Origin of the sequence: Bradyrhizobium sp. (genome assembly GCF_027451485.1) — a bacterium.
Taxonomy (GTDB): domain Bacteria; phylum Pseudomonadota; class Alphaproteobacteria; order Rhizobiales; family Xanthobacteraceae; genus Bradyrhizobium.
Genome location: NZ_DAIDJE010000132.1, coordinates 24,932 through 48,271 on the forward strand (window position 1 = coordinate 24,932; position 23,340 = coordinate 48,271).

Here is a 23,340-nt window from a genome sequence, read left to right on the forward strand (position 1 = left end):
ACACATTTGTCCCAACATTCTGAAATCGTTTACAACCAAATTGCTTTCTGCGATAGGCACTATCCTGAGCCGGATCATGGGGGGCATTTTCGGGCCGGTGCAGCCCACGTCGGAGGATAAGGCATTGACCGAGAGGCTGTTTTTGGAAGCGCTGGACCTCAGCGCGGCAAAACTTCTCGAAGATGAGAAGACGCTTGGCGTCAGCTTCCCATACGTCACCCTTGCCTCGGGTGCGTGGGATACCATGCCGGCATCGCTATCGGCGGGCTATCAGGGCGCGAATTGGAGCCACGGCAACTGGTTCTGCGGCTTTTGGATCGGACTTTTGACCGCGGCCTATTTGCGGACCCGGGACGAAAAATATCTCAACCTCGCGCGGGAACGAATGTTGCTCGTCGCGCCGCGCGCCAACGACGGCAATACGCACGACATAGGCTTCATCTTTTATCCCAGCGCGATCGCTCTCTTTCATGTGACCGGCGAGGAGCAATATGCCTCGCTGGCGGCGCGGGCGGCGGACCGGCTGAGGCGACGGCTGATCCTGACGCCGCGCGGCAGCTATATTTCCGCGTGGGGGCCTCTCAATGATGTGCGCGGCCGCCGCTCGTCCGCGATCGACACGATGGCAAACCTGCCGTTGCTTTATTGGGCGGCACAATATGAGGATGATGCCAGCTTCACCCTCGCGGGCGAGGCGCATGCAATAATGACGCGCGGATCCTTTATCCGCCCCGACCATTCGACCTATCATGCGGTCGAGTATGACATTGCCACCGGTGTGTGTGCACGCGGGTTTACCTTCCAGGGCTATGCGGACTCGTCATGCTGGCCGCGAGGGCAGGCGTGGGCGATCTACGGCTATACCCGGACCGCCGAAGCAACGGGCAAGCGCTGTTATCTTGACCTTGCCGAGCAGCTCTCCGAGTATTTCCTCAAGCGGACCGGCTCTTCGCTGGTGCCGCCATGGGATTTCGACGATCCGTTGGTCCCCAACACCTTGATCGACACCTCCGCCTCGGCGATCGTGGCATCAGCATTCGCCGACATGGCGGCGCTGCACCCTGATCGGAAGAAAGGCGAGGTCTGGGCGCAGCGTTCCCGCGACATCCTGACCATTCTCTGTGAGCGGCATCTGGCACGGGACGATGCGCATCGGGGTTTGCTGCGGCACGGCTGCTATTCGAAGCCCCACAATCAGGGCATCGACAGCGCGGTGATGTTCGGCGACTTTTTCTTTGTTGAGGCGCTGTGCAGCATGGTGATGCCTGGCGAGTTGCGGACCGCACCGAAGCGCCTGTCTAGCGATTCCTGAGAGCGTTCGTCTTGGCGCTCTTGCGGGCGAGCGATGGCGGTGCCGGCGCGGTCGAGCCGCGCATGATGATCCGGTACGGCAGCTGAATATTTTTCGGCACCGAAAGGCCGGAAATGGCGTTGATGAGATAGTCGGCCGCGCCGCGTCCGATTTCACCGGCAGGCACGCCGACGGTCGTCAATGGCGGATCGACCTGGGAGGCAATCTCGATATCATCGAAGCCTGTGATCGACAGATGTTGCGGCACTTTGAAGCCCAGCTTGCGGGCTTCGGCCGCCGCGCCGATCGCCAGCGTGTCGGTCGTACAGATCACAGCCGTGATCTCCGGGTGATCGGTAATGAGCTGGCGAAAGGCGCTGCGGCCTTGCGCCAGCGAATGATCAGCCTTGATGATTTGGGTCGGCTTCAGTTCGATCCCGGCCTGCATCAGTGCCTTTTGCACGCCGGTGAGTCGGGACCGCGAACGGTCGTTGGATGGCGGCACATTGGCGATGATGCCGAAGGACAAATGACCGATGTCCAGCAGATAGCGAGTCAGTTCGCGGGTTGCCGCTTCGTTGTCGATGCCAATCGCAGGCATGCCGTTCGATGCTTTCGAGACATAGGTGGTGATGACGGGAACGCCCGCCTGCCGGATCAGTTCGCGGAGCTCTGGACTGTGCGACCCGCCGACCAGCGCCGCGCCGTCGATGCCGCGCTCGAGAAGGCTTCGCATTTCCTGCAACTCGCGCTGCTGGTCATATTGAGCGTTTCCGATGAGGAGCGTGTAACCCGCTTCGCTCAGGCGGTTTTGCAACGCTTCGATGCCGTCGGCGAAAATGCTGAGCCCGAGCGTCGGGACGACCGCGCCGATCGTGCGCATCCGTCCGGACTTCAGCGCGCGCCCCGCACTGTCGCGCGTATAGGACAACTTGGCGATGGCGCGAGCCACCTTGTCCCGGAGTTCGGGCCGAACGACGGCCGGGTGATTGAGGACGCGCGACACGGTGGCGGAGGACACGCCGGCCTCGCGCGCGACATCCTCTATCTTTGCGCGCCCCGTGGGACGGCTCCAAGTCGTCGATGAGGATTTGGGCGCCATGGCTGCTCGATTCGCATCCCGAGCAGTCAGGACTCTCGGATGCACGACAGGTCAGAGAACCCGGCGAACTTGGTTCATTCTCCGCTCCTTGTACAGGTCCAGTGTCGCTGGCCGCTTGACAGCGGAGGCGGACTGCGTAGAAGTCTGAAAACGATTTCAAGGAAGTGATAGCCGCGGCCGGTCCGCTTTATCGGTCGGCGCGGCAGCGGTGCCGCATGGTCGATCTTCTGAAGGGCATTCGCGTCCTCAGTTTCAATCATTTTCTGATGGGGCCGGTCGGCGTCCAGTTTCTGGCCGATCTGGGCGCCGACGTGATCGCCGTTGAGCCGCCCGACGGGGCCTTTCAGCGCAAATGGAGTGGCGCCAACAACAAGCGTGTCGATGGACAGAGCATGTTGTTTCTGGTCGGCAACCGCAACAAGCGCAGCCTTGTGCTCGACCTGAAAAAACCGGAAGCCCTCGAGATCGCACGCAAGCTGATCGCGACCGCGGATGTACTCACCGAGAATTTCCGGCCCGGCGTGCTCGACAAGCTGGGCCTCGGCTTTGCAGCGGCACGTGCGATCAAGCCTGACATCATCTACGCCACTGCGTCGGGCTTCGGCGCTGATGGGCCCTACGTGAACCGGCCAGGACAGGATCTGTTGGTGCAGGCGTTGTCGGGACTCGCCGTGATCACCGGCACTCGCAAGAGCGGTCCGCGCGCCATCGGCGTTTCTGCCGTCGATCATCACGGGGCTGCACTGTTTGCGGCCGGCATCCTTGCTGCGCTGGTCAAGCGGGCAAGAACCGGCGATGGCGGCCGGATCGACGTCAATCTGTTGTCGGCGGCACTCGATTTGCAACAGGAATCCTTGACCTGCTACATGAATGGAGAGCCGCCGGACGACACGCACCAACCGGAGCATGTCTCTGGCTGGTACTACAGTGCGCCGTATGGGATATACGCGACCCGCGACGGCCACGTCGCGATCTCGCTCGGATCGATCGAGGTGCTGGCTGAGGCGCTCGATCTTCCTCGCGAGCAGCGCTTTGCAGACAGCGAGGCATTTTCGCGACGTGACGAGATCACGGCGGCCATTGCGGCAAATGTTGCAAGTCGGACGACGGCGGAGTGTCTGGACAGATTCACCTCGCTGGGAATCTGGCATGCGCCGGTCAATGATTACTCGAAGCTCGCCGACGATCCGCAGATCAAGCACAACGGGAGCTTTCAGACCGTTCAGGGTGCCACCGGCGCGCCGATTACGCTGGTCAGCCATCCGATCCAGTATGACGGCCAGGTGCCGGAGGTTCGGATGCCGCCGCAGAAGCTGGGCGCGCAATCTGAAGACGTTTTGACCGAACTTGGTTACGACCAGGATGCCATTCGCACGCTCTACGGCACTGGCGCGATCGGTTCTGCTCCGTGATGTCCACCTCGCATTTCCATTGAGAAAGGATCATTCCATGGCTGTCATGCACGCCAAGATCGGCGACACCGTTACCTTCTCGAAAACAGTCAGCGAGTCCGATGTCTACACCTTTGCCGGATTGACCGGCGATCTGTCGCAAAATCACGTCGATGAACAGTTCATGAGTCATTCGATCTATGGACATCGCATTGCGCACGGTGCGCTTCTCGTCGGCTTCATGTCGAATACGTCGACCCGCATGATCGAGGACAGCTTGAAGAGAGGCATCGATTCGACTCCTGTGTCGTTGGGTTACGACGGGGTGCGCTTCCTCAAGCCGGTATTCTTCGGCGATACCATCACTGTCAGCTACGTCATCAGCGAGATCGACGAGCCGCGCCGGCGTACGCTCGCCAACATCGAGGTCAAAAACCAGCGTGGTGAGCTGGTCGCCGTCGCCAAGCACATCACGAAGTGGACTGAGAACCTGACCGTTCGGCCGGCGGCCTGATATCGCCGATCTGAGGTGTCGGCTGTTTGTCCTGGACCAGGATTCTTTGTTGGCGCGCAGCCTTCCTGAATCAACTGAGACAGATTATTGCGGCATAATGCGTCGTAAAAGATGAAACGGGAGAAGCGTGTGATATCGCTCAATGCTGCATCGATCCTGCCGGATGACGGTACCGCAGGGACCCTGGTCGGTCGGGTCTGGTTGCCTTCCGCGGCGGGCCCCTCCGTTGTGGCCGTCCGCAATGACGGCGTCTATGACGTCACCGCAGACTTTCCGACCATAAGCACGTTGGCGGAGAAAGCCGATCCGGCAGCATCGCTTCGCAACGCGAAGGGGACGTTGATCGGCGAACTTGATGAATTGGCACGCAATACGCCGCCCGATGGCCGCGATCCGGGCAAGCCCTGGCTTCTCGCTCCCGTCGATCTGCAAGTCCTCAAGGCCGCCGGGGTCACTTTCGCCGTCTCGATGCTGGAGCGCGTGATCGAGGAGAAGGCGCGGGGCAACCCGGCTGCTGCGGCCGCCATTCGTGCTGAGGTCGTCCGACTGGTCGGCGATGACCTGTCGAAACTAAAGCCAGGCTCCGAACAGGCGATGCATCTAAAGGAGGTGCTGATCGCGCAGCAGGCCTGGAGCCAATATCTGGAAGTCGGCATCGGTCCGGATGCCGAGGTCTTCACCAAGGCGCCGGTCATGTCGTCCGTCGGGGCCGGCATGGATGCCGGACTTCACCCGAAGTCCACCTGGAATAACCCGGAGCCGGAGGTCGTGCTCGTAGTGTCGAGCCGCGGCAAGATCGTCGGTGCGACGCTTGGAAACGACGTCAATCTGCGCGACTTCGAAGGCCGCTCGGCGCTGCTGCTCTCGAAAGCCAAGGATAACAACGCCTCCTGCGCAATTGGGCCATTGCTTCGTCTGTTCGACCGCACTTTCACTCTCGACGATGTGCGCAAGATGGACCTGAACATGACGGTCCAGGGCGAAGACGGATTTGTCCTCGAAGGCCATTCATCGATCAGGAAGATCAGCCGCGATCCGGAAGATCTTGTGGCGCAGACGATCGGGCCCATTCATCAATACCCGGATGGTTTTGCGTTATTCCTCGGCACGATGTTCGCGCCGGTGAAAGACCGCGACGTTGCGGGGCAGGGCTTCACCCACAAGCCTAATGATGTCGTTATCATTGAATCGCCCAAGCTCGGAAAGCTGATCAACCGCATGCGCCCGAGCGACGAATGCGAGCCTTGGAACTTTGGGCTGACCGCGTTGATGAGAAACCTGGCCGCGCGGAAATATCTTTGAACCGCGCCAACAGGCCGCGGCGATTAGGCAGAAAGTCAAAGGGAGCAGCAGTTGATTTTAGGGAAAATCCCCACTCTGAATGAGGATTAGGGCTGGTTTTTCCTGACTGCCTACGGGTAATACGAACTGGCCAAAATCAAAATAAGCGTCGCGCTTTCGCGGCGATCCCGGGGAGGAATGTTCGATGATCAACCGACGCACGCTGCTGAAGGCCGGCACCTTTGGTGCGGGTCAAGCGATCGCACTACCCTATCTTGCGCGCGAGGGGTTTGCCCAGACGCCGGCCTACACGTTGAAGCTCACGATGGCCGACACCAGAGTGCATCCCCTCTACCAGGTGCTCGTCCGGTTTGCAGACAACGTGAAAAAGAAGACAAACGGAGCCATCGATATCCAGGTTTATGGCACGGGCGAACTCGGCAGCCAGCTCAATATCCTGACCGGGTTGCAGACCGGCATCATCGACTTGAGCGCGCACACGTCGGGGTTCATCGACACCCTTATTCCGCAGTTTCAGGTCATGGATCTGCCGTTCCTGTTTCCCGATCTCGCCAGCGCGGAGAAGGTTCTGGACGGGCCGACCGGCAAGCAGCTTGCGGACCTGATGCCCTCGAAAGGCATCTACGCACTGGGCTACGGCTATTGGGGCTGGCGGGTGACCTCGACGATCGACCGCAAGGTTCCCGAGCCGAAGGACATGCAGGGACTCAAGATCCGCGTGCAGCCCGGCCCGATCTTCGCCGCGATGTATCGCGCCTTGGGCGCCAATCCGATCGCGATCGACTTCAGTGAAATCTATCTCGCGCTGTCGCAGCACACGATCGAGGCAATCGAGACGCCGATCATTTCGCTGCCTGCCGCAAAGCACTACGAGGTCGTCAAAGTCATCAATCTTACCAACCACGTCTACAATGCCGGCGTATTGATGGTCAGCAAACGCAAATTCGACTCGCTTCCGAAAAACTTGCAGGAGAACTTGCGCGAGGCGACGGCGGAACTGACGCCCGACTGGCGCAAGACGATGGTCGCCAAGACCGCCGAGACCAGCGACTTCCTCAAGCAGAAAGGTTTGAGCATTCTCGAGGTAGATCGAGATGCCTACAGGAAGCAGACGCACAGCGTTTATGATAGCTTCCGCAGCATCATCGGTGCAGACCTATTCGACTCGGTCCTCAAGCAGGTCGAAAAGGCCTGAGCGAGGGCCGGAGGGGCGATCCGTTGGCGCTCGCAGAAGAAACTCCAGTCCCGAGCTTGCACCATTCGCTCACGCCCCACGCCGAGCGCGGGGTCGTTTGGCGCAGCAGGGCGCTCGCAATGGTTGTCCGGCGGACGCTGGACCTGATCGATGTTGTCGGCCGCGTCGTCGTCGTCGCTGCCTTGATCGGCGAACTTTCGGTCGTCCTTACCGACATATCGATACGGTTCATTTCCTCCGAGTCTTTGCTTTGGTCAGACGAAGCTTCCAAGCTTTGTTTGACGACCGTGGCTTTTCTCGGAGGAGCGCTAGCCTATCGGGCGCGTCACCACACGGCGATCCAATTCGTGACTCGCTTCTTCGCGCCCGGAGCACGCGAGGCCACGGCGGCCGCGGTAGATGCCTTTATCCTCTGCGTCGCCCTGATTACGCTGTGGGTCTCCTTCGATCTGTTCAAGGTGGCGTTGACCGCCTACACGCCAATCCTGCAGATCAGCAACGCCTGGATCGTGCTGCCCTTCAACGTCGGGCTCAGCTTGATTGCGGTCTTCTCGGCTGAGCGGCTGCTGTTCGAACATTCCGCACGTCATACCGGCATGATGGTGCCGCTTGTGGCTGCGGTCGTGGCCATCGTCGCCACAGGCGCTCTTCCGCGACCAGACATGGCCGTCGGCCTGACAATCATGCTGCCGCTGTTTTTCGTCGCGGTTCTGCTGGGCCTCCCCGTCAGTTTTTCGATGCTGCTCGGCTCGCTGTTCTTTCTCCAGATCACGGACGCGGCACCGCTGATCGCTGCGGCACAAAATACCGTCGATGGCACAGGCAATTTCATCCTGCTGACGCTTCCATTCTTCATTTGGGCCGGGCTGATCATGGAGAAGGGCGGGATCAGCCTGCGGCTGGTCCGTTTTGCCACCGCCCTGGTCGGCCACCTGCGCGGGGGACTGCTCCAGGTCGTCGTCGTCACTATTTATCTCGTCTCCGGCATTTCCGGGTCGAAGGCAGCGGACGTCGTCGCCGTCGGATCGGTGCTGCGGCGCGAACTCAAGAGGCAAGGCTATCGTGCCGAAGAGGGCGCCGCCGTTTTGTCAGCGGCAGGCGCAATGTCCGAAACGATCCCGCCCAGCATCGCCATGCTGGTTCTCGGCTCGGTGACCTCGATTTCGATCGGAACATTGTTCATCGCAGGTCTTCTTCCTGCAGCGGTGATCGCTCTTTTCCTGATGGTGGCGATCTACTTCTTTGCATGGCGCCGCGATACGCCGCGCGCCACGCGCGCCAGTCTGGGCGAAGTGATACGGGCGAGCGGAAGCGCAATCCTGCCGTTGATCATGCCGGTGATTATGATCGTCGGAATCAAGTTCGGATATGCAACCCCTACCGAAGTATCGGCCGTCGCCGTGTTCTATGGCCTCGCTCTCTCCATCTTCGTCTACCGCAGCATTGGACTTGCGACTTTTTTTTCCATTGCCGTGGAATGCGGCCTGCTCGCGGGGATGGTGCTGTTCATCATCGCCTGCGCAGGTTCGTTCGCATGGACGCTGACGGTCGCCAATCTGCCTGCGGTGCTCATTCACCTTCTGCACACCGTCGGCGACAGCCCTACCTTCTTCCTGATCGGCTCGATCGTCCTGTTGATCGCGATTGGGTCGCTCCTGGAAGGTTTGCCGGTGCTCATCATTCTGGGTCCCCTGCTTCTGCCCATCGCGGCCCAGCTTGGAATCGACAGCATCCATTATGCGATGGTGATGCTGCTGGCGATGGGCATCGGCATCTTCATCCCGCCGATCGGAATCTGCTTTTACATCTCATGTGCCGTGGCCGAGGCGGACGTCGAAGCGACCTCCAAGGCGATGCTGCCTTATCTGATCGTGCTGATCGCGGGCGTGCTGGCGGTCGCCTTCGTGCCGTGGTTCACCCATATCGTGCCCTATCTGGTCGAAGGGCATTGACCGGCCTGATCCGTCTCCTCCGCCTGCCGGCTCATGCTCGGTGGCCTGGTGCCTACTTTCCGAAGTTCGTGTTACACCTCAGCACCCACTTTCACGAAACTTCGGAAAGTCATGGGCACTAATTTACCAATTCTAGTTCCGCTTTATCGATCCGAAGTCCCTGATCGAATTCGCCGCTTGTGGTGCAGGGACTTCAGATCGGCGGTACTAGGCGGCCGCAGTATCCGACGGTATCGGCGGGTCGAAAGCCTGGATCGGCGGCAGGTTGCCGTCGAAACGCTGCACCTGAACCGTCGTCAATTGGCCGGTGCAGCCCTGCGCCAGTGCCGACGTTCCGATGTCGCGCGTCAGGACATTCGGATTGCCGTGAACACAGAGTGGCTTGTCTTCTTGCGGATCGGCAGGGTCATACCAGGCGCCGGTTGGAAGCTGGATCACGCCGCGCCGAATGCCGTCCGTCAGGGTGACGCCCGCGAGGCAGGCGCCGCGTTCATTGGATAGCTGGATGATGTCGCCCTCTGAAATGCCGTGCAGCTTTGCATCATCGGGGTGCATGGTTGCCACCTCGCGACCCCGGTGCTTCAAGGCGCTGCTGTGCGCGCCGAAATCGAGCTGGCTGTGCAACCGCGTGCGCGGCTGGTTGGCGATCAGCACGTAGGGCGTGGTCTTGTCGGGGACGTAGGCCGGTCCGAGCCAGGTGGGATGGCCCGGACAGTCGGACTCCCCGAAGCTCGCGATGGTCTCGGAATAAATCTCCAGCCTGCCGCTGGGCGTTGGCAGCGGATTTGCGCCGGGGTCGTCGCGAAAGGCGCGAAGATAACCGCCGTCGTCGGGTTGCTGCGGCAGGAGATAGCCCTTGCTGGCCCAGAACTCGGTAAAGCTCGGCGCGGGCAATCCGGCGGCAGCGAGTGCCTCGCGGGTCGGCTCATAGAGATGTTCGAGCCACTGGCGCACGCTGCGCCCCTCGGTGAAGGCTTCGCGCGCCCCGAGCCGCTCGGCAAGATCGGCGAAGATTGCGTAGTCGTCACGCGCCTCGCCATAGGGGGCAGCGACAGGATGCATCGGCACAAGCAGCGGGTCGTTCGAGTTTGCGCCGATATCTTCCCGCTCGAGTGTCATCGTGCAGGGCAAGACGATGTCGGCGTGGCGGGCTGTTGCGGTCCAGGCGAGCTCGTGCACAACCAGCGTGTCGAGGCGCGCGAAGGCCTTGCGCAAGCGGTTGAGGTCCTGGTGGTGATGGAAGGGGTTGCCTCCCGCCCAGTAGACCAGCTTGATCTCGGGATAAACCCGGGTCTGACCATTGTACCGGTAGGTTTCGCCGGGATGGAGCAGCATGTCGGCGATACGCGCTACCGGAATGTAGTCGCGCACGCCGTTTTTCTCCTGCGAGAAGGTCGGCACGGGCACCGCATTGTAACGGCGCCCGTAATAGGCGATCGCGCCGAGCGCATAGTTATAGCCGCCCCCGGGCAGGCCGATCTGCCCGAGCGCCGCCGCAAGCACCATGCCCATCCAGACCGGCTGCTCGCCATGCACGGCGCGCTGCAGCGAATGCGAGACGGTGACGAGCGTGCGTTTGCCGTGCAGACGGCGGGCGAGCGCAACGATCGCATCAGCGGCGACACCGGTGAGAGCTGCCGCCCACGCAGCATTCTTCGGCTGGCCGTCCGTCTCGCCGAGCAGGTAGCGCTCGAAGACCGGCCAGCCCACGGTAAAGCGCTCCAGGAAAGCACGATCGTGCTTGCCTTCGGTGACGAGGGTGTGGACGATTCCCATCATCAGCGCGGTGTCGCTGCCGGGAATGCACGAGAGCCACTCGGCTTTTGCCTCGTCCGGCAAATCGACGCGCAGCGGACTCACCAACACGAAATCGCAGCCGCGCTCCGCCGCCCGCCGCATCGCGCCGCGTTCGACGTGCTTGCTGACGCTACCGCCTGCGACCATCGAATTCTTCAAGGCCATGCCACCGAAAGCGAGCACAATCTCGCTGTGCTCGGCAATCTGCTCCCAGGTGACATTGCGCTTTGTCAGACCCTCGTAATCACCAATGATGTGCGGGATCAGGACCTGGGACGAGCCCGACGAATAGCTGTTGACCGATTTTACATAGCCGCCGCAGGCGATATTCAGAAAGCGATGGATTTGACTCTGGGCGTGGTGAAAACGGCCGGCGCTTGCCCAACCGTACGAGCCGCCGAAGATGGCGCCCGGCCCGGCGCCGTCGCGAACGCGGGCAAGTTCCTTGCCGAGCAGGTCGAGTGCCTCATTCCAGGATAATGGAACAAATTCATCGCGCCCGCGCCGCTCGTCCGCACCCGGGCCGTTCTCAAGCCAGCCCCTGCGCACCATCGGCCGGGCGATCCGCGCCCGATGACGCAGCGCGGCAGGAAAATTCTGGATGATCTGGTTCGGATCCGGATCGTCCTCATGCGGCCGGACCTCAAGCTCGCCAGCCCGCATCCGGGCCGAAAATGCGCCCCAGTGGGACGTGTGTGGGGCGAAACCTGTCTCAGTTTCCCTGTTCCTTTCGGCAGTTTTGGAATCGAGCATGGTAAGGCCTCGGCTTGCGCTGGTCTGTCGGAAGCGGAATTTGGCTGGACTTCAGAGCCGGCGCAACCCTCGGGAATACACTGCGCCGCGCTAGGTCTCGGCAACCACAGCGTTGCGGAGCACGCCGATGCGCGACGACTCGACTTCGACCACATCTCCAGGCTTGAGCCAGCGCGGCGGATCGAAGCGCGCCCCGGCGCCGGTCGGTGTGCCGGTCGCGATCATGTCGCCCGGTTTGAGGGTTGCAAAGATGGAGAGATAGGCGATCAGGAAGTCAAACGGGAACATCAAGCGTTCGGTCGTGTCCTGCTGCCTGATCTCGCCGTTGACACGGGTAACGATGTCATGGGGCCCGCGGGGATCACATTCGTCGGATGTCACGATCCACGGGCCGATGCTGCCTGACCGGTCGAAATTCTTGCCTTGCGTGACGTTGAACTTGCCGTGACGCAGCCAGTCCCGCACGCTTCCCTCGTTGCAGAGAGTGATTCCAAATATATGCGACCATGCCTGTTGGCGCGGGATGTGGCGGCCTGGCTTGCCGATGACGATCACGAGCTCGCCTTCGTAGTCGAGCTGATCGGACACTTTTGGCTTTTCGATCGGCTGACCTGCGCCGACCACGGAAGAAGCATTGCGGACAAAGAGGCTCGGAAATTTCGGCAGATCGGAATTGTCCTTGTACTCGGCATTGCGGTCCATGTAGTTCACGCCGATGCACCAGAGCTTTTCCGGCGTATCGACCGGCGGCAGCAAGACCATGTCTGCGAGGAGGTGATCGGGAGCCTGGCCGGCGATCGCTTCCCGTGCGGCGCTCAGACCCTCGCGAGCGATAAGGGCTTTCAGGTCCGGGAAGTCGCGGCCGATGCGACGGGTGAGGTCAACAATTCCTGTTCCGACCACCGCGCCGTAATGTCGCGTGCCGTTCCGGAGATAGCTTGCCAGTCTCATTCATTCGCCCCCCTCGAGTAATATCCAATGACACGACGAATAGGTCATATCATCATTCGAGGACCTTTACTCTGATCGGATTGTGCCAGTTTTTTCTACCTTGTGAGGTGACGCAGGATGGCTCGACGGGGCGGCAAAAAATGTCCGGGACGGCGCCGAGCAGGGGGCTGAAGCCGCGCGATCTGAGCTGGTGGACGCAGAAGAATCGTCGGTCGGATCAAGCTTCCTTTCGACGACATCGCCGTGCCTTGATCCGGTTGCGCTGCGGTATCCGAGCGGGCAACCGGCCGATCATGCGACCGCTAATATTAATTTGAGAATGGAGGTCTTTGGAACCAAGGCATGGCGCATATCGTTTTGTTCGGCGGTCTTTTTCTGGAGTAGTGTCTCGATGAAGATTGGCGACGGCTTCAAAGCGCGGCTCGAGTTCGTGCTCGAGCAGGTCTTCGCAAACCTCTCTCACGGCGGCGATCACGAAACGCGTGCATTCGTCGCCCAGCGGCTCCTGAAGGCAGCCCAGGCCGGCATCGTCAGACTGGATGATTTGAAGCGGGTCGCCGGGGAGGCGTTGCTTGATGCGCTTCAAGCTCCCAAATCAGCCTGATCCAAAAAGACGGCGCCCCAAGCCACTATCCTGATCTTGCACGCTTGCGCTCCGCTGCGTCGGTACCGCGCTCGCGGCTTAGCGAGAAAATCTGCATTTCCGCAACGTGCTTCAAACGAGCCCACCCAGGCCAAGTCGATGAGGGTCCTCTTGCGACTTCGAGGCTGGGCGCTCCTGTTGTTGAATTGACGAGGCGAGCCCCTGCAACTTTTTGAGTTGTCTGGCAGTCCCGCCGGGGAGGGGAATTTGCGGTCGACACTGATCCTTGCCGCGGACTAGGATTGCTACGGCAAATGGGGAGCAAATCGCTCCGGGTGGATGCACTCGGCGCGGCGAGGAATCCAGGTGCGCCGAATCATCAAGAAAATGGAAGATTGATCATGAGCAAGACCGAATTGTTCGAAAAGGGCCTCAAGGTTCGCAAGGAAGTGCTTGGCGAAGACTACGTCAACAAGTCGATCGCGGGCGCAGACGAATTCACCCGAACCATGGCGGAATGGTCGACCGAGTTTTGCTGGGGTGCGCTGTGGACGCGACCGGGACTCGATCGGAAGACGCGCAGTCTCATCAATCTTGCGATGCTGAGTGCACTCGGCAAGACCCACGAGTTGAAGCTGCACGTCAGGGGCGCTCTGACGAACGGGGTCACTGTAGAAGAGATCAAGGAAGTCTTGCTTCAGGTCGCAGTCTACTGCGGTGTCCCTGCGGGGATGGATTCCTTCCGTAACGCGCGCGAAGCCATCAAGGAAGTGCAGGGCAAGTGATCTCTGGTTGAACGAGTGGGACGTGGATGCCGCGGCGCCTCCACGTCCGATTTGGTTTGGGCCTCAGTGGCGCTTCGCTGGCGAATTCACAAGCCGGTCCGTCGTTGTCCGCGCATCCAGATCGTTGGCTCCTGTTCCGATAACCGCCGGCTATTCCAGAGCTCAGCAATCGCGGGCCATCGCTCCACATCCCCCGCAGTCGGGTGCAGCGGTGCAGCCCACAAACGCCGGGCATGGGATCCGCGTCTACGACACGTGGTCGCCAGATTTTGGTCAAGTCGCGGCCACGGTTTTCGGCTTAGAGAGCAGCAGGCAGGGAACCCGCATAGGCGAGAACCCTCATGCATCTGACAACCTTGCTGGCTGCTCTCTCGATTCTCCTTGTCTCGTCTGCCCACGCCGAAACCGGTTTGGCTTCCTATTATGGCGGCCGCGGTCACGGCATGACATGCGCTCACCGCACGCGACCTTTTGGAAGCATCGTGACCGTGAGCTACAGAGGCCGCTCGATCCATTGCCGCGTCAATGACCGCGGCCCCTTTGTGCGCGGGAGAGTCATCGATTTGTCTCTCAGCGCGGCTCGGGCGCTCGGAATGATGAGAGCCGGCATTATTCGCGTCTCAGTCGAATAACGGTGCACCAACGTTGACATCGACTTCACGCTCGGCGGCCCTTCCCGGCGCCCGCTCGAGACTTGTCGCGATCAGCGGTTCGCCTGCTGACTGCCGGGTCCAGGAGCCGCTTCAGTTTCAGCGCATCCGCGGGAGCTGCGCTTTTCTGGTCGTTGTCGAAAAACACAAAGACGTCATAGCCCTGCTTCTTCCACGATTTGATCCGTGCCGCCCATCTCGACAAGGTTGGGCCTCGATAATGATCCCGATACTGCCCTCCCGGGCCGTGGCCGCGAATGTAGACGAAGTCGGCGGTGCGCTTCCAAGGTGCGGGAGCGTCGTGGTGATCGGACAGGCAAAGCGCTGCATTTTTCTGCGACAGAATTCTCAGGATGTCTGGCTGATACCAACTCGGATGCCGAAACTCGAAGCTGTAGCGGCGCTGTTTCGACAGCAGCTTGAAAAACGACAGCAGCCGATCTGCGTCGGCTTCGAAATTCGGCGGCAACTGAAACAGGACCGGTCCGGCTTTTTCGCCCAGAATGGCGAGCCTTTCTTCAATCAGGGCGAGGCTGTTGGCCGAATTGTCCGACAGCTTCTTCCAATGCGTTATGAATTTCGACGCTTTCCACGTGAAGACGAAGTCCTTGCCGGTCTGAGACCGCCAGGCCTTGACGGCATCAAGGCTTGGCGTCCGGTAGAAGACGCCGTTCAGCTCCGTGGTTTGAAACTGACTGGCGTAGTATTGCAGCTGGCTCTTGAGTGGCAGATCGGCTGGAAAGAAAGGTCCGCGCCACGACGTGTAGTGCCAGCCAGATGTGCCGATGAGAACGCGCGCCATGATACTCGCGATAGAAGGCCTGTCAGCCGCGGAATGCAACTCAAGGCTGGGAAGGGGCATATTGTTCCCCCGCCTGAGCTTACAGCGAGGTTCTTCTTCGCTCATCGGCGAGGGCGGAGACGGCTGGATGGACCCGACGATACGCTTGAGGCAGATGCGTGCTGCCATTTCGCAACGGCATTACGAACGAAGACATTACTCAAGATGAGCTGGTTACCAAAGGGTCTTGTTAGCGGTAAGGTTGCGGAGCACGTGCGAATACAGCCTTCTGCTCGTTCAGTGCTTCCATCAGCGCGTTTTTTATCGACCTTAACCTAGGTTGTCGCGGAGCGAATCCGCGGCCCATAGTCTGACGCCATTGACGGCTCTGTGTGGATGGAGTGGGCCATGAAAAAGAGACGACGGTTCAAGCAAACGACCCCGTTGAAGGAGCGGCTGATGGCGTTTGCCGAAGAAGTGCGCGAGCAAGCGTCCGCGCTACCTCCGGGTCCCGAAAGAGAAGACCTCTTGAAGAGGGCAAGCCGCGCTGACACGGCGGCACACATCGACGAGTGGGTCAATTCGAGCGGCTTGCAGTCGCCGACCTAGGCCATGTCGGGAACTCGGAGGAATGATGTGGCTCACCTCCTGATGTGCCGGCGCAGCCGGAAAAGCCAAAGACCGGGCCGCCGCTCAGCGGATCCTTAGGACGGCCAATTCGCCATGATCGCCAACGTGGCCTCGTCGGGAATACCCTCATAGAACCTGTCGATCGCGGTCTGGAAAATAGCCCGCGCGCTAACTGCGCTGAACAGCGTCATGGACGAGCGAAATTTCATATCGTCCGGCGATCCAAAAATATCATGCGCGGTCTTTTCGGTGTTTCCGAGGACCAACTCCGTACATTCCAGGAGACGCCCGCTCAAAAGCGGGTGGGCAAGATAGGCCGACGCTTCCTCGCGCGAGCGAATCGCATAACGCGTTGCCATCGAGCTGCGCCCAAGACCAATGACTTGCGGAAAAATGAACCACATCCAGTGCATTTGCTTGCGTCCCCGGCGGAGTTCGGCGGTGACAGTCGAATACAAGGGATCCTGGGCCGCGATAAAGCGCTGAAGCTCGAAAGGATCCTGATGCAAGCCCGAAGGAGTCATGATGGTGCAACGAGTGCGGATGTGAGGAACGTAAGAAACAACTGGGGCCAAGGTTCCTGTGTGCAGAAGTGGGCGGACCACGTCTGTCCGGAGGCGCTGCAATGGCCGCTCAGCCGCGGAACGTTTATTGCGCTGTTCCGTTTCACACAGGCAAATCTGGAGGAGGTTTTCATGAACAGGATTGCTATTGCGTGCTTTGCCGCCACAACTCTGGTTTCGGGTGCCTATGCGGCGACCACGGCGATGTCGACCGCGCCGTCTGACAGCGTCACGATAACCGACTACTACAAGCAGGACGTCTACAATCCTCAGCAATCGAAGATTGGGAGTGTTGACGACGTGCTCGTGGATAAATCCGGCAAGGTGACCGCGCTTGTGATCGGCGTCGGCGGCTTCCTTGGCGCCGGCGAAAAGGACGTGATCGTGCCGTTTACGGCTGTGAAGAACGAAAAGAAAAACGACAAGTGGTACCTCACGCTGGACGAGTCGAAAGACAGCCTGAAAGGCGCGCCCGGCTTCCAATACAACAAGACCACCACGTCTTGGGAGCCGCAGAAGCGATAATTGTGCTCAATGTGAAGCCTCCGGCCGGTCGCGGCCGGGGGCTTTCAACCAAGCTTGGCAGAACCCGGGCGGACAATTCCGCCCGGGTTCTGCCGGACTCGGTTTGTTTCAGCGGACAAAACTGGTCTAAGGGACGCGCTCTTCTCCCGTGAGCGTTTTGCGGCTTCGACGCCCATGGCCTTGTCATGAGGCAGGCGGTGCACCAAACCCCAGGCCGCCACTGCCGGTTATTTTCTGGGTGTCATCATCGTCTGAGTCCCCATCATTTTTGTCGGCATCATTTTTCGATTCGACACTTCTGCGTGACCACAACAAACCGATCAGGCGCGAGGGAACGGAGCCCGCGCCGCTCTGTTGGTCCTTCAAATACATCAATCTGCGAAAGGTGATCAGATGGCGCAGACCGTCGGCGATTTCCTTGTTGAACGTTTGCACGCCTGGGGCGTGCGAAAGATATTCGGCTATCCCGGTGATGGCATCAACGGCGTATTCGGTGCGCTCAACCGGGCACGAGGCAAGATCGAGTTTATCCAGGCGCGGCATGAGGAAATGGCTGCTTTCATGGCCTCCGCGTATGCGAAGTTCACTGGAGAACTCGGCGTATGTATTGCGACGTCCGGCCCCGGTGCATCTCACCTTATAACAGGGTTGTACGACGCAAGGCTCGACCACATGCCGGTGCTCGCGATCGCGGGGCAGCAGGCGCGAACAGCGATCGGCGGCCACTATCAGCAGGAGGTCGATCTTCCGGCGATGTTCAAGGATGTCGCCGGTGCGTTTGTCCAGCAGGCGTCCTCGCCGGCGCAAGTGCGCCACCTTGTTGATCGGGCAGTGCGGACCGCGATCGGCGAACGCAGGGTGACGGCGATCATAATGCCGAACGACTTGCAGGAACTCGCCTACGTGGAGCCTCCCCGTGCGCATGGCACCGTTCACTCCGGCGTCGGGTTTACCCGGCCGAAGACCGTTCCGTATGAGGCCGACCTGCGCAGAGCCGCCGATGTGCTTAATAGCGGCAAGAAAGTCGCACTCCTTGTGGGCGCTGGCGCACTGGGCGCGGCCGATCAAGTCATTGCGGTCGCCGACAAGCTCGGCGCGGGCGCAGCAAAGGCGCTGCTTGGCAAGGCGGTGTTGCCGGACGATCTGCCGTGGGTCACCGGCTCGATCGGCATGCTCGGAACCGAACCGAGCTATGACCTGATGATGGAATGCGACACGTTGCTGATGATCGGCTCAGGCTTTCCATACTCCGAATTTCTTCCGAAGGAAGGAAAGGCGCGGGGTGTTCAGATCGATATCGCGCCGGACATGCTGTCGTTACGCTATCCAATGGAAGTCAATCTGGTCGGCGATGCCGCTGAAACGCTGAGAGCGCTGTTGCCATTGCTGGACCAGAAAGCAGATGGCACATGGCGGAAGCGGATCGCATCCAATCTGGACAAGTGGTGGAAGACGCTCGAAGAGCGCGCGATGCAGCCGGCGAAGCCGGTCAATCCGCAGCGCATAGCCTGGGAGCTTTCGCCGAGGCTTCCCGACCGCGTCATTCTGACCAGCGACTCCGGATCCTGCGCCAATTGGTACGCGCGTGACGTCAAGATCAGACGCGGCATGATGGGTTCATTGTCGGGCGGCCTTGCATCGATGGGCGCCGCAGTCCCCTACGCCATCGCGGCCAAGTTCGCTCATTCGGATCGGCCGGTCATTGCGATGGTCGGTGATGGTGCGATGCAGATGAATAACATGGCTGAATTGATCACTGTCGCGAAATACTGGCGCCGGTGGATTGATCACCGCTGGATCGTGTGCGTGCTCAACAACGAGGACCTCAACCAGGTGACCTGGGAGCAGCGGGTCATGGAAGGCGACCCGAAATTCGAGGCTTCGCAGCAAATTCCCAACGTTCCGTATCATCGCTTTGCCGAACTGATCGGCTTGAAGGGAATTTATGTCGACAACCCGAACCGGCTTGGCGCGGCATGGGAGGAGGCGCTCGCCGCCGACCGTCCGGTCGTGCTCGAGGTCAAGACCGATCCGGAGGTGCCGCCACTGCCGCCTCATATCACGTTGCAGCAGGCCAAAAAGTTTACTGAAGCCTTGATCAAGGGCGATCCAAATGAATCTCGGGTAATCGCAGGTGCGGCCCGTCAGGTTCTGGAGTCGATTTTGCCCGGAGGGAGCAGGGACGATGGATGAGCGCTGTGGCGCGCCGATCACTGCGGTCCGCGCGGCAGCCTATCGCATCCCCACCGATCGGCCCGAGGCGGACGGCACGCTGGCATGGACGTCAACGGTCCTGGTTGTCGTCCGTGTTTACACCGGCAGCGATCGCGGGATCGGCATGACGTACGCACATTCCTCGGTGGTTGGTCTCATTGAGGAGATGCTTGGGCCGGCCGTCAGCGGCTACGACTGCTTTGATATTGCCGGTTGCTGGATCGCGATGCAGCGCGCAGTGCGCAATCTCGGTCGTTCTGGAATCGCCGGTTGCGCGATCTCGGCGATCGACCTCGCACTTTGGGACCTCAAGGCAAAAATCCTGTCGGTATCCCTTGCAAAGCTGCTCGGGTGCTGTCGCGACCGGGTGCCGGTCTACGGCAGCGGCGGTTTCACCTCATACTCGGACAGCGAACTGCGTGAGCAACTCGGGCGTTGGGCGCAGGTTGATAAGTGCCGTTTCGTCAAGATGAAGATCGGCAGCGAACCCTGGCGTGATCCGAAACGTACCGAGGTCGCCCGCGCCGCTATCGGCGAATGCCAGCTGTTTGTTGATGCTAACGGCGCGTTTGCCGTGCAGCAGGCTTTACGGTTCGCAGAGCAGACGCGGGATATCGATCTCCGTTGGTTCGAGGAGCCGGTTTCGTCCGACGACGTGCAGGGGTTGCAGGACGTCCGCAAGGGGGCGCCCGCCGGCGTGGACGTGGCCGCTGGCGAGTATATCTTTACGCTCGATGACGCGCGCGTTTTGCTGGGCTGCGATGCGGTAGACGTGCTTCAAGCCGACGTGACACGCTGCGGCGGCATAACGGGCTTTCTCACGGTATCGACCCTTGCCGAGGCGAGCCACATCGACACATCGGCGCATTGCGCGCCATCGATGCACCGGAACGTCGCCTGCGCCATCCCGAAATTGCGCCACATCGAATGGTTTCACGATCATGTCCGCATCGAGCAGATGCTGTTCGATGGCGCGCCGACCATCGAGGATGGAACGATCGCGCCGGACTTTACCCGGCCCGGCCACGGGCTCGAATTCAAGGCTTCCGACGCTGCACGCTATCTCGCGTCGGGGGAGGCGCTGACATGAGGGCGGCGCGAATAACCAGAAGGCAGCAAGACTCGCTGACCTCCCTTCATGAGGCGGCGAGCAATCTGCGGCAAAAATATGCCGTGCCGGATGTGCTGCGAACCCATGTGCGGCCCGTGACCACCTCGTCTCGCGAAGCCCAATGGCGGAATGCCGCGGGCAGACAGCTCAATCTCGGAGCGGCGCTGCTTTCGTTGTCGGTGCTGGCGGACAGTGGCATCGAGCATTATCGCGGGTCATTCCAGAACCGCGCGATGTATGTCCCTTTGGGCGTCTCGGCGCTTGCACTGGCTGCCAGTTTGTTTGGTGTCCTCGACACGCGCGCAAGGTCGCATGTTCTCCGCGACGGCCTCTATGGTGTTGCGGCGATGACGGGCGTGATCGGCCTGGGCTTCCACGGTTACAATATTCTGAAAAGGCCTGGCCGCTTCTCGTGGCTCAACCTGTTCTACGCAGCTCCCCTCGGTGCGCCTGTGGCGCTGCTGCTGGCCGGCGCGCTCGGCCGGGGTGCGGAAAAGGTGCGGGAAGATCGCTCGTCCAGGATCTTGGGCCACCCAGCCGGTCAGACGCTCGGCCTCCTGACATCAGCGGGGTTGGCGGGGACCGCTGCCGAGGCGGGATTGCTGCACTTTCGCGGCGCGTTTCAGAATCCAGGCATGTTTCTTCCAGTCACGCTGCCGCCCGTGGCTGCCGGCCTGCTTGCCGCGAGCGTGATCAATCCCGGCAACGCTCTCCGGCGCGCGGCGAAGGCCTGCCTCAACCTCACGGCGCTGCTCGGCTTTGCCGGCGTAGCGTTCCATGCTTACGGCGTCTCGCGCAGCATGGGGGGCTGGCGCAACTGGAGCCAGAACCTGCTAGGCGGACCTCCCTTGCCGGCGCCCCCGTCCTTCACGGGTCTTGCGCTCGGCGGACTTGCTGCACTTTCGCTGGTAGACAAGGAACAACGAAGCCCATCGACATGACCGAGCGCTACCCCGGCTACAACGTTCTCAACAAGCGCAACTCGCCTTCCTGGAATGACCAGACGCGCGAGGTCATCGACGCGCGGCTTGCCATCGATGAGGATTTTCACCGGTTCTGCGATCAGGCCGAGTGGCGAGCCCTGCGTGCGATCTGCGAACAGATCGTTCCGCAGCCGGCTCATCATTTTCCGAAGGCGCCGATCGCGGCGATGATTGATCAAAAGCTCTATTCCGGCAAAGGCGATGGCTATCGCGACGCGCGGCTCCCCGCCCAGGGCGACGCGTGGCGGAAAGGTCTTGCGGCGATCGATGCCGAGGCTGCGCTCGAAAGCGGCAAGTCGTTTTGCGAATTAGGGCAGGAGCAACAGCGTGCGGTGCTGCGCAAGGTGCAAAAGGGAGAGGTTGCCAGCCCCGCCTGGGCGGGACTTCCAGCGCAGCTGTTTTTTGCCAAACGCCTGCTGCACGACATTGTCACTGCGTATTACGCGCATCCCGCCTCCTGGAGCGAGATCGGGTTCGGCGGCCCGGCAAGCCCGCGCGGTTATGTCCGGATGAACTTTGATCGCCGCGACCCGTGGGAAGCAGCCGAGGCAAAAGTCGGCCGCGAAGAAGAGGCGCGCCGGGACAACGAACATGTCGGCTGAAACCGCACCTCGTGCCCTCAACGGGCGCGCCCCCGACGTATTCCGGCCAGGCGGCTGGGTAACGATGCGCGAGTATCGGGAAGACCAGCCCGTGGATTTCGCGATTGTCGGTACCGGCGCCGGCGGCGGAACGCTGGCCTGTAAGCTGGCCGAGTACGGCTTTTCAGTCGTTGCGTTCGACGCCGGGCCCTATTGGCGTCCGCTGGAGGACTTTGCTTCCGACGAGATGCATCAGTCTAAACTCTATTGGACCGACGAGCGCATTGTCGATGGTGAAAATCCGCTCCAACTCGGATCCAACAATTCAGGAAAGAGCGTTGGCGGGTCGACGGTTCATTTCGCGATGGTCTCGCTGCGCTTCCGGCCAGAATGGTTCAAGTCGCTGAGCATACTCGGCTATGGCGCGGACTGGCCGATCGATTGGCGCGAGATGTGGGACTATTACGCCGAGGTTGAGCAGACCCTGAAGGTCTCCGGTCCGATCAATTATCCATGGGGGCCGAAACGCCCGCGCTATCCCTATCGCGCGCATGAACTGAACGCGGCTGCCCTGGTGCTTGCAGAAGGGGCCGAGGCACTTGGCATCGGCTGGACGGCGACCCCGCTTGCAACGCTTTCCGCCCCGCGCGGTCTGGCACACCCCTGCGTCTATCGCGGCATGTGCGTGATCGGGTGCTCGACCAATGCCAAGCAGAGCGTGCTCGTGACCTGGCTGCCACGTGCGCTTGAGGCCGGGGCGGAGATTCGCGACCTCGCCATGGTTGGCTCGATCGAACATGACTCCCGCGGCCTCGTCACCGGCGTGCACTATCTGCGCGAGGGACGCTGGCGCTTCCAGAAGGCCAGAAACGTCGTGGTCGCCGGCTATTCCATCGAGACCCCGCGGCTTCTTCTCAATTCCGCGAGCGGAAAATTCCCGCAAGGCCTTGCGAATTCGTCCGGCCTTGTCGGCAAGAATCTGATGGTCCAGGCGAATCAGGCGGTCTGGGGCATCAGCGACCGCGAGATACGCTCATACAAGGGCCCGCCGTCGTTGGCCATCACGGAACACTGGAACTATTCCGATGAAGGGAAAGACTTCCACGGCGGCTATAGCTATATGAGCCAGGGACCGCTTCCGATGTTATGGGGAGCCACGCAATCCAGCAAACGCGGGCTATGGGGCCAGGCGCTTCTCGATGAGATGGAAAAGTACAACCATCAGGTTGGCCTGAAAATCGTCGGGGAAACCTTGCCGCAGGAGCGCAACTGCGTCACGCTGACTGACGAGCGCGACCAATATGGCTTGCGCATCCCCCGCGTTACCCATTCCTACTCCGATAATGACAAGCGATTGATCGCGCACTCGCTCCGGTTCATGCGGCAGGCGCTTCAAGCGACCGGGGCTCGCGACATCTGGGATGAAACAGATGACACTTGTCATCTCAACGGGACGGCACGAATGGGGTTCGACCGCAAGAGTAGCGTCGTCAATGCAGATTGTCGCTCCTGGGATATCCCAAATCTCTGGATTTGCGACGGTTCGGTGTTTCCGACGGTGGGCGGGGTCAATCCTTCGCTCACCATTCAGGCCATCGCATGCCGCACGGCCGACCGGATCAGGGCCATGGCGCGGCGCGGAGAACTTATCACCACTTAGCCGCAGCTGTTGTCCGGTCGAACCGC

General features: G+C 60.8%; 22 protein-coding genes. 16 read left to right on the top strand and 6 right to left on the bottom strand.

Annotated features, from left to right (window positions below):
• Positions 1 to 124: 124 nt before the first annotated feature.
• The gene (locus NEZ08_RS16820) at positions 125 to 1,312 is read left to right on the top strand and encodes a glycoside hydrolase family 88 protein (protein ID WP_298109100.1); all 1,188 of its coding nucleotides are present in this window, start codon (positions 125 to 127) and stop codon (positions 1,310 to 1,312) included.
• Here NEZ08_RS16820 and NEZ08_RS16825 read toward each other — a convergent pair.
• Positions 1,299 to 2,393, bottom strand: coding sequence for a LacI family DNA-binding transcriptional regulator (locus NEZ08_RS16825; RefSeq protein WP_298109103.1), 1,095 nt, complete (start codon positions 2,391 to 2,393; stop codon positions 1,299 to 1,301). The two genes, NEZ08_RS16820 and NEZ08_RS16825, sit on opposite strands and share 14 nt — an antisense overlap.
• A gap of 215 nt (positions 2,394 to 2,608) precedes the next feature.
• Here NEZ08_RS16825 and NEZ08_RS16830 point away from each other — a divergent pair, with 215 nt between their 5' ends.
• The 5 genes from NEZ08_RS16830 (at position 2,609) to NEZ08_RS16850 (ending at position 8,747) form a co-directional block, all read left to right on the top strand.
• Positions 2,609 to 3,805, top strand: coding sequence for a CaiB/BaiF CoA-transferase family protein (locus NEZ08_RS16830; RefSeq protein ID WP_298109106.1), 1,197 nt, complete (start codon positions 2,609 to 2,611; stop codon positions 3,803 to 3,805).
• A 37-nt stretch (positions 3,806 to 3,842) separates the two neighbouring features.
• Complete coding sequence (locus tag NEZ08_RS16835; protein ID WP_298109109.1) at positions 3,843 to 4,298, top strand: MaoC/PaaZ C-terminal domain-containing protein; 456 nt, start codon at positions 3,843 to 3,845, stop codon at positions 4,296 to 4,298.
• 111 nt (positions 4,299 to 4,409) lie between these two features.
• Positions 4,410 to 5,600, top strand: coding sequence for a fumarylacetoacetate hydrolase family protein (locus NEZ08_RS16840; protein ID WP_298109111.1), 1,191 nt, complete (start codon positions 4,410 to 4,412; stop codon positions 5,598 to 5,600).
• A gap of 184 nt (positions 5,601 to 5,784) precedes the next feature.
• Entirely contained in the window at positions 5,785 to 6,795 is a 1,011-nt protein-coding gene (locus NEZ08_RS16845) for a TRAP transporter substrate-binding protein (RefSeq protein ID WP_298109113.1), read from the top strand.
• A gap of 119 nt (positions 6,796 to 6,914) precedes the next feature.
• Entirely contained in the window at positions 6,915 to 8,747 is a 1,833-nt protein-coding gene (locus NEZ08_RS16850; protein WP_298109116.1) for a TRAP transporter large permease subunit, read from the top strand.
• Between the two features lie 207 nt (positions 8,748 to 8,954).
• Here the strand turns inward: NEZ08_RS16850 and NEZ08_RS16855 are convergent, their stop codons facing one another.
• Together NEZ08_RS16855 and NEZ08_RS16860 are read right to left on the bottom strand one after the other, a co-directional pair.
• Positions 8,955 to 11,297, bottom strand: coding sequence for a molybdopterin guanine dinucleotide-containing S/N-oxide reductase (locus tag NEZ08_RS16855; RefSeq protein ID WP_298109119.1), 2,343 nt, complete (start codon positions 11,295 to 11,297; stop codon positions 8,955 to 8,957).
• A gap of 90 nt (positions 11,298 to 11,387) precedes the next feature.
• Positions 11,388 to 12,248 carry a fumarylacetoacetate hydrolase family protein gene (locus tag NEZ08_RS16860; RefSeq protein ID WP_298109122.1) on the bottom strand — a complete coding sequence of 287 codons (861 nt, stop codon included), beginning with the start codon at positions 12,246 to 12,248 and terminating at the stop codon, positions 11,388 to 11,390.
• Between the two features lie 190 nt (positions 12,249 to 12,438).
• Here NEZ08_RS16860 and NEZ08_RS16865 point away from each other — a divergent pair, with 190 nt between their 5' ends.
• The 3 genes from NEZ08_RS16865 (at position 12,439) to NEZ08_RS16875 (ending at position 14,248) form a co-directional block, all read left to right on the top strand.
• Positions 12,439 to 12,852: a hypothetical protein gene (locus NEZ08_RS16865; protein ID WP_298109125.1), complete on the top strand. Its 414-nt coding sequence runs from the start codon at positions 12,439 to 12,441 to the stop codon at positions 12,850 to 12,852.
• Between the two features lie 380 nt (positions 12,853 to 13,232).
• Positions 13,233 to 13,616, top strand: coding sequence for a carboxymuconolactone decarboxylase family protein (locus NEZ08_RS16870; RefSeq protein WP_298109128.1), 384 nt, complete (start codon positions 13,233 to 13,235; stop codon positions 13,614 to 13,616).
• Positions 13,617 to 13,957: 341 nt separating this feature from the next.
• A complete protein-coding gene (locus NEZ08_RS16875) occupies positions 13,958 to 14,248 on the top strand; it encodes a septal ring lytic transglycosylase RlpA family protein (protein WP_298109131.1) in 291 nt (96 codons plus the stop codon).
• Between the two features lie 25 nt (positions 14,249 to 14,273).
• Here NEZ08_RS16875 and NEZ08_RS16880 read toward each other — a convergent pair whose 3' ends face one another.
• The gene (locus NEZ08_RS16880; protein WP_298109133.1) at positions 14,274 to 15,068 is read right to left on the bottom strand and encodes a DUF72 domain-containing protein; all 795 of its coding nucleotides are present in this window, start codon (positions 15,066 to 15,068) and stop codon (positions 14,274 to 14,276) included.
• Between the two features lie 387 nt (positions 15,069 to 15,455).
• Between NEZ08_RS16880 and NEZ08_RS16885 the strand changes: the two genes are divergently transcribed.
• Positions 15,456 to 15,656 (top strand): hypothetical protein, encoded by a 201-nt coding sequence (locus NEZ08_RS16885; RefSeq protein ID WP_298109135.1) that lies wholly within the window; start codon positions 15,456 to 15,458, stop codon positions 15,654 to 15,656.
• 95 nt (positions 15,657 to 15,751) lie between these two features.
• On the opposite strand, the gene NEZ08_RS16890 is transcribed toward NEZ08_RS16885, so the two are convergent.
• A complete protein-coding gene (locus NEZ08_RS16890; protein WP_298109346.1) occupies positions 15,752 to 16,201 on the bottom strand; it encodes a DUF1810 domain-containing protein in 450 nt (149 codons plus the stop codon).
• A 171-nt stretch (positions 16,202 to 16,372) separates the two neighbouring features.
• Between NEZ08_RS16890 and NEZ08_RS16895 the strand changes: the two genes are divergently transcribed.
• A complete protein-coding gene (locus NEZ08_RS16895; RefSeq protein WP_298109137.1) occupies positions 16,373 to 16,765 on the top strand; it encodes a PRC-barrel domain-containing protein in 393 nt (130 codons plus the stop codon).
• Between the two features lie 183 nt (positions 16,766 to 16,948).
• Here NEZ08_RS16895 and NEZ08_RS16900 read toward each other — a convergent pair whose 3' ends face one another.
• Positions 16,949 to 17,308 carry a hypothetical protein gene (locus NEZ08_RS16900; RefSeq protein WP_298109359.1) on the bottom strand — a complete coding sequence of 120 codons (360 nt, stop codon included), beginning with the start codon at positions 17,306 to 17,308 and terminating at the stop codon, positions 16,949 to 16,951.
• Here NEZ08_RS16900 and NEZ08_RS16905 point away from each other — a divergent pair.
• The 5 genes from NEZ08_RS16905 to NEZ08_RS16925 are packed head-to-tail and all read left to right on the top strand — an operon-like array spanning position 17,210 to position 23,314.
• Positions 17,210 to 18,958 carry a thiamine pyrophosphate-requiring protein gene (locus NEZ08_RS16905; protein ID WP_298109349.1) on the top strand — a complete coding sequence of 583 codons (1,749 nt, stop codon included), beginning with the start codon at positions 17,210 to 17,212 and terminating at the stop codon, positions 18,956 to 18,958. The two genes, NEZ08_RS16900 and NEZ08_RS16905, sit on opposite strands and share 99 nt — an antisense overlap.
• The gene (locus NEZ08_RS16910; protein ID WP_298109139.1) at positions 18,951 to 20,069 is read left to right on the top strand and encodes an enolase C-terminal domain-like protein; all 1,119 of its coding nucleotides are present in this window, start codon (positions 18,951 to 18,953) and stop codon (positions 20,067 to 20,069) included. The genes NEZ08_RS16905 and NEZ08_RS16910 overlap by 8 nt, the downstream gene beginning before the upstream one ends.
• The gene (locus tag NEZ08_RS16915) at positions 20,066 to 21,031 is read left to right on the top strand and encodes a hypothetical protein (RefSeq protein ID WP_298109141.1); all 966 of its coding nucleotides are present in this window, start codon (positions 20,066 to 20,068) and stop codon (positions 21,029 to 21,031) included. Before NEZ08_RS16910 ends, NEZ08_RS16915 begins: the two co-directional genes overlap by 4 nt.
• Positions 21,028 to 21,675 (top strand): gluconate 2-dehydrogenase subunit 3 family protein, encoded by a 648-nt coding sequence (locus NEZ08_RS16920; RefSeq protein ID WP_298109143.1) that lies wholly within the window; start codon positions 21,028 to 21,030, stop codon positions 21,673 to 21,675. Before NEZ08_RS16915 ends, NEZ08_RS16920 begins: the two co-directional genes overlap by 4 nt.
• Complete coding sequence (locus tag NEZ08_RS16925) at positions 21,665 to 23,314, top strand: GMC family oxidoreductase (protein ID WP_298109145.1); 1,650 nt, start codon at positions 21,665 to 21,667, stop codon at positions 23,312 to 23,314. The genes NEZ08_RS16920 and NEZ08_RS16925 overlap by 11 nt, the downstream gene beginning before the upstream one ends.
• Positions 23,315 to 23,340: the final 26 nt, after the last annotated feature.